The organism is Arthrobacter sp. Cr_A7 (assembly GCF_029222765.1).
Classification (GTDB): domain Bacteria; phylum Actinomycetota; class Actinomycetes; order Actinomycetales; family Micrococcaceae; genus Arthrobacter.
In genome coordinates this window covers 1-9,981 of the sequence record NZ_JARHXQ010000051.1, presented here as the reverse complement: position 1 = coordinate 9,981, position 9,981 = coordinate 1, and the positions used below count along the sequence as shown (strand labels likewise).

The window sequence follows — 9,981 nt, the reverse complement described above, 5'->3', positions numbered from 1 at the left end:
CTGGGGCTATGGCGGAACAGCACGGCATAGCCGAAGAAACCCCGGCGGACATCTCCGCCGTCGACATTGCAGACTGGCGGCTGCGGACATTTGCGCTGTATGACAATGTCCGGAAGCTTTCCGCGGAGAATCCGGCGGAGGCGCATTCCTACTGGCGGCACCAGCGCGACCTGATGTTTGCCACACACCCGGCGTCCGCGCTGACCGCGGCAGACAAGGCACGGTTTTCGGGGCTGAAGACGGCGGACTACGACCCCATCTACCGCTTCCATGTGCCGCTGACCAAGGAAGGTGCCGGCCGCGAACTGACCGTGGATACCGGCACCGACGGCGTGGTCCGCTTCATCCGGCTGGGCACGTTCGACCTGCCGGAGATGGGGCAGCTCGCGGTCTGGAAGCTCCACGGTTACGGCGGCGGCATCTTCGTGCCCTTCCGTGACGCCACAGCAGGGCAGCCGGGTGGAACCTACGGGGCAGGCCGGTATCTGCTGGACACCATCAAGGGCGCTTTCCACGGCGTCCAGGGCACCGGCCCCGGTGCCACGTTCGTCCTGGACTTCAACTTTGCCTACAACCCCTCGTGTGCGTACAACGAGGCCTGGGCATGCCCTTTGCCCGGCCCGTCCAACAGGCTGGCCGTCGAGATCCCGGTAGGCGAGCTTTACTGACGAGTGACGGATCATTTTTTCCTCCCCCGCCCTCGTGGAGGAACAACAGCCCGTCCACCGCCTGCTAGGACCAGGCACCGCTAGCCCGCGCCGAGGGTCCTGACACTCGCGACCGCCGTGCTGACTGCCCGGGCAGCGGCGTCCAGGTCTTCCGCCGTCACCGACGCGTCAAAACTGAACCGTACCGCCGTCTGCGCAACCTCGGCGGAAATCCCGAGGGCGGTCAGCACGGGCGAGGGCGCATCGGAGCCTGCGGCGCAGGCCGATCCGCTCGAACAGACCACACCCTGGCGTTCCAGTTCCAGGAGCACGGATTCGCCGCTCGTCCCGGGAAAGCAGAACGACGCCACGGATGGAAGCCGCTCTGTGGGATGGCCGGTGAGGACCGCCCCGGGTACAGCGGACAGCACGGCACTGATGAACGTGTCCCTGAGCGCCGTAACCTTCACTTCCTGGTCCCGCTGCCGGGACTGGGCAAGCGTCAGGGCGGTGGCCAGGCCAACGGCTCCCGCCACATTTTCCGTCCCGGAGCGCCGGCCGCGTTCCTGGCCGCCGCCGTGGATGACCGGCTCCAGCCGGGTCCGGCCCCGCACGAACAGCACGCCGCAGCCTTTGGGCGCACCGAGCTTGTGCCCGGAGATGCTCATGGCATCAACGCCCAGCGCCTTGGTGTCCAGCGGCAGCCAGCCCGCCGCCTGGACGGCATCGGTGTGGAAGGGCACACCGAGCTCCCGGGCCAGGGCGGCCAGCCGGGCGACGGGCTGGACGGTGCCCACCTCGTTGTTGGCATACATGACGCTGACGAGGGCGGTCTCCGGCCGGAGAAGGCCGGCCAGTGCTTCCGGCGTAACCTGGCCGGTGCTGTCCACGGGAAGCACATCGACGGTGAAGCCATGGAAGCGCTCCAGGTACCGGGCTGATTCCTCCACCGCGGGATGTTCGACGGCGCTGATCACCACCCTGGTCAGCGCCGGGTCGGCAGCCTGCCGTGCCAGGGCAATACCTTTGACGGCCAGGTTGTCCGCCTCCGTGCCCCCGGAGGTGAACGTCACCTCGCCGGGCCGGCAGCCGAGGACGGCAGCAACCGAGGCCCGCGCATCTGCGAGCGCCCGGGCCGCTGCCTCACCGAGGCCGTGATGGCTCGAGGGGTTTCCGAATTCGCCGGTCAGGTAGGGCCACATGGCGTCCAGCACTTCCCGGCGGACCGGGGTGGTGGCGGCGGCGTCGAGGAAGATCACGGCGTGTTCACCGCACGGTCAGTTCGACGTCCAGGCCGAGGTCCAGGGCCGCCACCGTGTGGGTGAGGGCACCGACCGAGATGACGTCCACACCCGTCGCGGCGATGGCTGCAACGGTCTGCAGGTTGACGTTTCCGCTCGCTTCCACCCGTGCCCGTCCTGCCACCAGCGCCACGCCCGCCTTCAGCTCGTCCACGGTGAAGTTGTCCAGCATGATGGTGTCCACGCCTGCGGCCAGGACGGGCTCGATCTGGTCCATGCGGTCCACTTCCACTTCGAAGTGCGTGGTGTGGCCCAGCTGGGCCTTGGCGGCCAGCAGGAGTCCGGTGAGCTTGGCCGGGTCCCCGCCGGTCATAACGGCCAGGTGGTTGTCCTTGGCCAAAACGGCGTCGGAGAGGCTGTAGCGGTGGTTGGCTCCCCCGCCGCAGCGCACGGCGAACCGTTCCAGGACGCGCAGCCCGGGGGTTGTCTTGCGGGTGTCCGTGATGCGGGCGGACGTGCCCTGCGTGAGCTGCACGAACTCGGCGGTCCTGGTGGCGATGGCGGACATCCGCTGGACCAGGTTGAGCGCTACCCTTTCGGCAAGGAGCACCGAGCGCGCCGGTCCGCTGACCCGGGCGAGGTGGGTGCCGGCGTGGAACGTTTCCCCATCGGCCGCCAGCAGCTCAACGGAGGTGCCGGGGTCCACGAGCTGCATGGCGTCCCGGAAGACTGTTGCCCCGCTCAGGACGCCGGGGACGCGGGCGTTCAGTACGGCCGTGGCGCGTGCGTCCGCGGGTATGAGGAGCTGGGACGTGATGTCACCGGCAGGAGCGTCCTCGGCGAAGGCGCGTTCGAGGATCTCCCGGACGGGCGCCGCAGGCAGGGTCAGCGCGGGGGCCGCGTGCCTGCGGGTGGCCTGGTCCAGCACGGAGTGTTCAGTCATTGAGGAGGCTCGCTTTCGGGCGAAGGGAATACGTTTCGGGTTCGTCGGGCTCGTCGCTGCGGTAATGCGCCCCAAGGGAGTCGCGGCGGGCAAGCGCGGCAGCGACCAGCAGCCGGGCTGCCAGCAACAAATTCCGGTCCTCGAGTTCCAAAGGATCGCCATCCCCGCCGGCAGCAACAGCATCGGGAAGAACGACGGCGGCCCACCGGTCGAGGATTCCGGCCGCCTCTACCAACAGTTCCTTGGAGCGCAGCACCCCGGCATGCGAAGTCATCAACCGCCGAAGAGTATCCCGCGAGAACGGCTCACTCCCCCCACCGAAGCTGGCAAGCAGGCTCCCACCCGAAGCACCCGATTCGGCCGCCGCGTTGATCGGAAGCCCTTCTGAACGTGACCCGCCCTCGTCGACTGCCGGGGTTCCGGAAGCGTACGTCAAAGGGAGGCCGCCCGCGGCCGAGCTAGTACGCGGAGGAGCGCCGTCAGGCGACACCCAAGCAGAACCGGAAAGAAAGGATTGAACAGCGCGCCGGCCGAAAACGAGTCCCTCCAGGAGGGAGTTGCTGGCCAGCCGGTTTGCCCCTTGGACGCCGGTGCAGGCAGCTTCGCCGGCTGCGTACAGGCCTGGGATGCTGGTGCGGGCGTGGAGGTCGGTGGTGATGCCGCCCATCCAGTAGTGGGCAGCGGGCGCGACGGGGACCAGTTCGCGGGTCCAGTCGATGCCGGCCTCGCGGGTTTTCCGGCTGAGGGTGGGAAACCGCCGCTCGAGGAAGCCGGTGCCGCGGGTTTCTTCGATGACCCGGGCGTCCAGGTAGACGTGGCCGTTGGGGTCGCCGAGCTTGGCCAGGTGCAGGGCGATGCTGCGGGACACCACGTCGCGCGGGGCAAGTTCGGCATCGGGGTGGTAGGCCCGCATGAAGCGGCGGCCACCGGCATCCAGCAGGACTGCCCCTTCACCGCGGACGGCTTCGGAAATCAGCAGGGGCCCGTCCAGGCGGGCAGGGTGGGCCGTGGCCGCATTGACCAGGCAGGTGGGGTGGAACTGGAAGAACTCCAGGTCTGACACGGCGGCGCCGGCGCGGACGGCGAGCGCGAGGCCGTCGGCTGTGGCCACGGCGGGGTTGGTGGTCTGGGCGAACAGCTGTCCTGCTCCCCCGGTGGCCAGGAGGACAGCGTCCCCCTGGAGGCTGCAGCGGCGGCCGTCCCGCAGGTACTCCAGGCCGGTAACCTTGCGGTCCCGCTGCACGAGGGCGGTGGCATAGGCCTCGGCCAGGACGGTGAGCTTTCCCTCCGCCTCCCTTGCCAGTACCAAGCGGATGAGGCCTTCAGCCACCTTGGCGCCGGTGGCATCGCCGCCTGCATGCAGGATGCGGGGGGCACTGTGTGCGGCTTCCAGGCCCAGGGCCGGGCCGCCGTCGTGCGCCAGGTCGAAACGCACGCCGAAGCGCTGCAGCCCTGCGATGTCCTGGCGTGCTTCGGTGCACAGCAGGCGGACGGCGTCCTCGTCGCAGTGCCCGGCCCCGGCCTGGAGCGTGTCGGCAATGTGCGCGGCCACGGAGTCTCCGGGGGCGGGGTCGGCGAGCACGGCCGAGATGCCGCCCTGGGCGTACCAGGTGTTGCTTTCATCCAGCTGGCCCTTGGTAAGCAGGACAACGTCGGCGCCGGCGTCCGCTGCCAGCAGCGCGGCATACAGGCCGGCGATGCCGGTGCCGACGACGATCAGCCGCCGCCGCGGGACGCTGCCAGCGTTGCCCCGCGGCTGGGTTGCCGCCCTGGGGGCGGGCATGTTCGGCTGCCCTTTCATTACGGCCTGGCGGCGAGCATGCGCTCGAGCGCGGTCCGGGCGTTGGCCTGCACGGCGTCGTCAACGGTGATCCGGTTGACCACCCTGCCGGCAACGAGTTCCTCGAGCACCCAGGCGAGGTAGCCCGGGTGGATCCGGTACATGGTGGAGCAGGGGCAGATCACGGGGTCCAGGCAGAAGATGTTGTGCTGCGGGTATTCGGCCGCCAGCCGGTTCACCATGTTGATCTCGGTGCCGATGGCAAACGTGGTGGGCTCGGTGGCGCCGGCGATGGCCTTTTTGATGAAGTCCGTGGAGCCCGCCGAATCCGCAGCGTCCACCACCTCCATGGGGCACTCGGGGTGGACGATCACCTGGACACCCGGGAAATCGGCCCGGGCTTTCTCGATCTGCGCCACGCTGAAGCGCTTGTGGACGGAGCAGAACCCGTGCCACAGGATGACCCGGGAATCCAGGAGGGCCTGTTCGTCATTCCCGCCGAGGTCCTTGCGGGGGTTCCACATGGGCATCTGCTCCAGCGGCACGCCCAGGGCCTTGGCGGTGTTGCGGCCCAGGTGCTGGTCCGGGAAGAACAGCACGCGGCGGGCCCGCTGGAAGGCCCACTCCAGGACGGTTTTGGCGTTGGACGAGGTGCAGACAATGCCGCCGTGCTCGCCGCAGAAGGCTTTGAGGGCTGCGGAGGAATTCATGTAGGTGACGGGGATGACCGGAACGCGGCCGTCGGCGTCGGGCTCGGTGCCGAAGATTTCCTCCAGCTGTTCCCAGCACTCAGCCACGGAGTCGGCGTCCGCCATGTCGGCCATGGAGCATCCGGCGGCAAGGTTGGGCAGGATGACGGCCTGTTCGGGGGTGGAGAGGATGTCTGCGGTTTCGGCCATGAAGTGGACGCCGCAGAAGATGATCGCTTCCGCGTCGGGCCTGGTGAGTGCGGCGTTGGCCAGCTGGAAGGAGTCACCCACGAAGTCCGCGTACTGGATCACTTCGTCCCGTTGGTAGAAGTGGCCCAAAATCACGGCGCGGTCCCCCAGTTCAGCCTTTGCCGCGAGGATACGTCCTGCCAACTCGGCGTCGCTGGCCTGCTTGTACTCCTCGGGAAGTTGGCCCTGGCGGGGCGTGGCGGCCGGGGCAACGTCGGCACTGGACGCTCCGGGGCCGTAAGCGGGCACGCCGGCGAGGGCCTCGGCCAGGTCGTAGTCCCACGGGCCCTTGGCGAGGGCGGGGCTGCAGGTGCTGCCCTTCGCCGCCGCGCCTTTTTCGGCCTGTTCGCGCGTGATCAGCTGGATTGCTGTGTTGACGCTGCTCATAGTGTGCTCCTGTTGTCTGGGTCAAGGCCGGGCCGGCCGGTAAAGCGGTAGAGGCGTGGCGGGCGGTGCTTGCCGCCCTGGAGGAATTGGTCTGTTTCTTCGATTTCGGGGGTGGACCTGAGTTGCCGGCGGAAGTTTGCGGGATCCAGTTCGCGGTCCAGCACGGCCTCGTAGACTTCCCGGACCTGCGCCAGGGTGAAGTACTCGCCCAGCAGGTGGTAGGCCACGGAGCCGTAGGCAAGTTTGTTGCGCAGCCGCCACAGCGCGTAGTCCACGATGGCGTTGTGGTCGAACGCCAGGTCCCCAAGGCGGTCCGCGCGGAACCACCTCACGTTCTCCGAGACGTCCGCCAGGGCAGCCTCCGTCGGCTGGACCAGCGCCCAGTAGACGATCGAGACCACGCGCTGGGTGGGTGAGCGGTGCAGGCCGCCGAAGGCGTACAGCTGTTCCAGGTAGCTGGGGGCCAGTCCGGTTGTCTCCCGAAGGTTCCGTGACGCGGCGTCCTGCAGCGATTCGCTGTGCGTGAGCGGCCCGCCCGGCAAAGCCCAGAGTCCCTTGAAGGGCTCCCGGATGCGGCGGACCAGCGGCAGCCAAAGCGTGGGCCGGCCGGACGTCTCGCTGGGCCGGAGCGCGAAAATGACGGTGGAGATGGCCAGTGACGGCGGCGCAGCCTGGCGCTCCGAGACATTCGCTGAGCTGCTGTACATGCTTCCACCGCCTTCGGCCGAGTCGGGCGCTGGGCGCCCGCTTTAGTTATGGTCATCGTGACCAAAACTAATTCTACGGGCATTCCGGCCGGAATGGGAAATGTTTCCGGCCGCACGTAGTCCGGCGCCGGATGTGCCGGGTACGACCTGCGCCCCCAACACGGTAAATTCAAGTGGTCCCACGAGGAGCCCTTTCCCTAGACCCCAAGAAGGTTCAGCACGCATGACAACGAAGTCCGCCACCGCGCGTCCGCACAGCCACCTCGGCCACAGCATGAAACCCCGCCAGCTCACCATGATGGGACTGGGCAGCGCCATCGGCGCAGGACTGTTCCTCGGGTCGGGGGCCGGCGTCCAGGCGGCAGGCCCGGCCGTGCTCATCTCCTACCTGGTGGCGGGAACCCTCATCATCCTGGTGATGTGGGCGCTGGGTGAGATGGCGGCCGCGAACCCGAACAGCGGCGCCTTCTCCGTCTACGCCGAACGGGCCATGGGCAAGACCGCGGGCGCCACCATCGGCTGGCTGTGGTGGCTCCAGCTGGTGGTGGTGATCGCTGCGGAAGCACTTGGCGCAGCGGACCTGCTGTTCTCCGTCTGGCCCGTGGTTCCCGTCTGGGCGCTGGCACTGGTGTTCATGGTGGTGTTCACCGGCATCAACCTTGCCGGCGTCCGGAACTTCGGTGAGTTTGAGTTCTGGTTCGCCATCCTCAAGGTGGCGGCCATCGTGCTGTTCCTGGCCGTGGGCGCCGCCCTGCTCCTGGGCATCCTTCCGGACGTCGCGTCCCCCGGCCTGGCCAACCTCACCGCAGATTTTGCCCCGCAGGGCCTGGGCGGCGTCGCGTCGGCGCTTTTTGTGGTGATCTTCGCGTTCGGCGGCACGGAGATCGTTTCGGTGGCGGCCGCGGAGACCGAAGACCCTGAACACAGCGTGGGCAAGGCCATCCGCACCGTGGTGTGGCGCATCCTGGTTTTCTACATCGGTTCGGTCTTTGTGATTGCCGCCGTGCTGCCGGCCACCTCCGAAGGCCTGGCCTCACCCTTTGCGGGCGTCCTGGACGCGGCCAGGATCCCCGGCGCCGCAACCGCCATCACCCTGGTGGCCGTCGTCGCCCTCCTGTCGGCGCTGAACGCCAACCTGTACGGGGCGTCGCGGATGGTCTACTCCCTGGCCGAGCGGGCGGAGGCGCCGCGCTTCCTGTCCCGGCTGAGCGGTGCGAGCGTCCCGATGCTGGCGGTGGGCGTGTCCGTGGCCTTCGGCTTCATCGCCACGGTCCTGGAACTGCTGTTCCCGGAGCGGATCCTGCCTGCACTGTTCCAGCTGGTCGGGTCCACCTGCCTGGTGGTGTGGGGCAGCGCGCTGGTGTCCCAACTGGTCCTGCGGCGCCGCGCCGACCGTGACGGCACTCCCCTGCCCCTGCGGATGAAGGGATTTCCGGGGCTTACCATCCTGGGACTGGTCCTGCTCGGCCTTATTTTCGCGGTGGGCTTCAGCGCCGACAGCAGCCGGGTGCAGCTCTTCAGCACCTTCGCACTGATTGCGGGCATTGCGGCGGCCTGCGCAGTCGGTGCCCGGCTCACCGGCCGCACACGGCAGGACCGGTAGGCCGCGCCCCGCCCGGGGTGGAAGCGGGCAGCGGGCCTTGGTTTTTCCGGTTCGCCCGGCAGGTAGAGTGGTGCCTACCTTCGCGGGCACGGCTCCGAAGGATGAGGAACCGTAGCGCCGGGTCCCCGGGCGCCGTAGTTGATGAGGACTGACACCATGAGCGGCAGGCACACAGGGCAGCAGCAGACGCACACCGTGGAGGGCACCGACCCGCAGCTGTATGTGGCGCTGCATGATCCCGCCGTTGACGCCGGGCTCCGGCCGGTCCTGCTGCTCCACGGCTTCTCTTCCTCCTCCAAGCTGAACTGGGAGGACACCGGCTGGGTGGCCGCCCTCCTCGAGGCCGGACGCCGGGTCATCACCGTAGACCTGCCGGGCCATGGCCGCAGCGGCGCCCCCGAGGACCGCGACTCCTACTCCCCGAGCAGGATCCGCGCGGACCTGCTGCAGACAGCGTTCGACGCCGGCGTACGGCCCCTGCAGGACGGTGACCCTTCCAGCGGCCTGGACGTTGTTGGTTATTCACTGGGTTCCCGGCTCGCCTGGGAGTTTGGGGCCACCCAGCCTGAACTCGTCCACCGCCTGGTCCTGGGCGGGCCGAACATTGCCGATCCGCTGGCCGAGTTCGATCTTGTGGCCGCGCAGGACTACCTGGCCGACGGCACGCCCATCGCCGACGAATCCACGGCCAGGCTCCTGAAGATGGCCCTGCTGCTGCCCAGTAACAACATCTTCGCGCTGCTCTCCCTGGTGGAGGCGATCAAGGCGGAACCCTACGACCCGTCCGAAGCCGTCCCGCACGTGCCGATGCTCCTGGTGGCCGGTGACCAGGATGAACGGATTGGTAGCCTGCCGAAGCTTGCGGAGCTGGCGCAGAACGCCGGCTCCATGGCCGAGCAGCTGGTCCTGCCGGGGCGGAACCACACCAACGCTGTCACCAGCAGGGCGTTCAAGCAGGCCGCCATCACGTTCCTGTCGGTCTGACGTCCGGTTTCCTCAGCGGAACGTCCGCCGAACGCACCGTGCCGGGTTCCTGGCGGTAGGCTGAAACCGGGGGCCTGGAAAGCCTGGAGGAGCAGATGGCTACGCTTTTTGAAGACCGCACGGAGGCGGGTGAGCGCCTGGCCGCGGTGCTTCCGCAGTTCCGCGAGCGGCCGGACACCCTGGTCCTGGGCCTCGCCCGCGGCGGGATCCCGGTGGCCGCTGCTGCAGCAAAGGCCCTCTACCTTCCCCTGGGAACCGTCCTGGTCCGCAAGCTGGGGATTCCGGGCCATGAGGAAACGGCCTACGGGGCGCTGGCGTGGGCACGCGGCCGCACCGTCCGGCTGATCAACAAGCCCTTGCTGGACCGCGTGATGGAGCACGGTGTCCGCCCCGAGTGGCTGGACGAGGTGGAGAAACGCGAGCGCGCCGAACTGCTCCGGCGGGTGGACGTCTACCCCGGAACCGGCCGTGACGTTGCCGGCAAGACGGTCCTGCTCATCGACGACGGCCTGGCCACCGGGGCCACCATGCGGGCCGCCGTCGAGGCCGTTCGCGAGGGCGGTGCGGCCGCGGTGGTTGCCGCCGCCCCGGTGGGGTCCATCGACGCCGAAGCCTCGGTGGAGCGGGTCTGTGACGCCGTGCTGTGCCTGCACGTACCGGGCAAGTTCCGCGCGGTGGGCAGCTTTTACCGGCATTTCGAACAGCTGACCGACGACGACGCCATCAGCTTCCTGAAGCAGTAACAGCGCCT

General features: G+C 68.6%; 9 protein-coding genes. 4 read left to right on the top strand and 5 right to left on the bottom strand.

What is annotated here, in order from left to right; genetic code table 11:
• Positions 1–8 precede the first annotated feature (8 nt).
• Positions 9–668 carry a DUF1684 domain-containing protein gene (locus tag P2Q66_RS03195; RefSeq protein WP_079597716.1) on the top strand — a complete coding sequence of 220 codons (660 nt, stop codon included), beginning with the start codon at positions 9–11 and terminating at the stop codon, positions 666–668.
• Between the two features lie 80 nt (positions 669–748).
• Here the strand turns inward: P2Q66_RS03195 and P2Q66_RS03190 are convergent, their stop codons facing one another.
• From P2Q66_RS03190 to P2Q66_RS03170, 5 genes are read right to left on the bottom strand one after another with little or no spacing between them, the layout of a single operon-like run.
• The gene (locus tag P2Q66_RS03190; protein ID WP_275725504.1) at positions 749–1,906 is read right to left on the bottom strand and encodes a cysteine desulfurase family protein; all 1,158 of its coding nucleotides are present in this window, start codon (positions 1,904–1,906) and stop codon (positions 749–751) included.
• Positions 1,907–1,913: 7 nt separating this feature from the next.
• Positions 1,914–2,831: a carboxylating nicotinate-nucleotide diphosphorylase gene (gene nadC, locus P2Q66_RS03185; protein WP_275725503.1), complete on the bottom strand. Its 918-nt coding sequence runs from the start codon at positions 2,829–2,831 to the stop codon at positions 1,914–1,916.
• Complete coding sequence (gene nadB, locus P2Q66_RS03180; RefSeq protein WP_275725500.1) at positions 2,824–4,614, bottom strand: L-aspartate oxidase; 1,791 nt, start codon at positions 4,612–4,614, stop codon at positions 2,824–2,826. The genes nadC and nadB overlap by 8 nt, the downstream gene beginning before the upstream one ends.
• A 17-nt stretch (positions 4,615–4,631) precedes the next feature.
• Positions 4,632–5,936, bottom strand: coding sequence for a quinolinate synthase NadA (gene nadA, locus P2Q66_RS03175; RefSeq protein ID WP_275725499.1), 1,305 nt, complete (start codon positions 5,934–5,936; stop codon positions 4,632–4,634).
• On the bottom strand, positions 5,933–6,643 hold the full coding sequence (locus P2Q66_RS03170) for an NUDIX domain-containing protein (protein ID WP_115525492.1): 711 nt from the start codon (positions 6,641–6,643) through the stop codon (positions 5,933–5,935). The genes nadA and P2Q66_RS03170 overlap by 4 nt, the downstream gene beginning before the upstream one ends.
• Before the next feature lie 223 nt (positions 6,644–6,866).
• On the opposite strand from P2Q66_RS03170, the gene P2Q66_RS03165 reads away from it, so the two are divergent.
• The 3 genes from P2Q66_RS03165 to P2Q66_RS03155 all read left to right on the top strand — a co-directional run bounded on the left by P2Q66_RS03165 (position 6,867) and on the right by P2Q66_RS03155 (position 9,973).
• Entirely contained in the window at positions 6,867–8,246 is a 1,380-nt protein-coding gene (locus tag P2Q66_RS03165; RefSeq protein ID WP_275725497.1) for an amino acid permease, read from the top strand.
• A gap of 156 nt (positions 8,247–8,402) precedes the next feature.
• The gene (locus tag P2Q66_RS03160) at positions 8,403–9,230 is read left to right on the top strand and encodes an alpha/beta hydrolase (RefSeq protein WP_079597760.1); all 828 of its coding nucleotides are present in this window, start codon (positions 8,403–8,405) and stop codon (positions 9,228–9,230) included.
• 95 nt (positions 9,231–9,325) lie between these two features.
• A complete protein-coding gene (locus P2Q66_RS03155) occupies positions 9,326–9,973 on the top strand; it encodes a phosphoribosyltransferase family protein (protein WP_104443506.1) in 648 nt (215 codons plus the stop codon).
• The last annotated feature ends 8 nt before the right edge of the window (positions 9,974–9,981 follow it).

What these genes read in the sequence shown, in the direction of transcription:
- P2Q66_RS03160 (WP_079597760.1), top strand. Translation starts at nt 8,403, where the DNA reads ATGAGCGGCAGGCACACAGGGCAGCAGCAGACGCACACCGTGGAGGGC.
- nadC (WP_275725503.1), bottom strand. Translation starts at nt 2,831, where the DNA reads ATGACTGAACACTCCGTGCTGGACCAGGCCACCCGCAGGCACGCGGCC.
- P2Q66_RS03165 (WP_275725497.1), top strand. Translation starts at nt 6,867, where the DNA reads ATGACAACGAAGTCCGCCACCGCGCGTCCGCACAGCCACCTCGGCCAC.
- P2Q66_RS03195 (WP_079597716.1), top strand. Translation starts at nt 9, where the DNA reads ATGGCGGAACAGCACGGCATAGCCGAAGAAACCCCGGCGGACATCTCC.
- nadA (WP_275725499.1), bottom strand. Translation starts at nt 5,936, where the DNA reads ATGAGCAGCGTCAACACAGCAATCCAGCTGATCACGCGCGAACAGGCC.
- P2Q66_RS03155 (WP_104443506.1), top strand. Translation starts at nt 9,326, where the DNA reads ATGGCTACGCTTTTTGAAGACCGCACGGAGGCGGGTGAGCGCCTGGCC.
- nadB (WP_275725500.1), bottom strand. Translation starts at nt 4,614, where the DNA reads ATGCCCGCCCCCAGGGCGGCAACCCAGCCGCGGGGCAACGCTGGCAGC.
- P2Q66_RS03170 (WP_115525492.1), bottom strand. Translation starts at nt 6,643, where the DNA reads ATGTACAGCAGCTCAGCGAATGTCTCGGAGCGCCAGGCTGCGCCGCCG.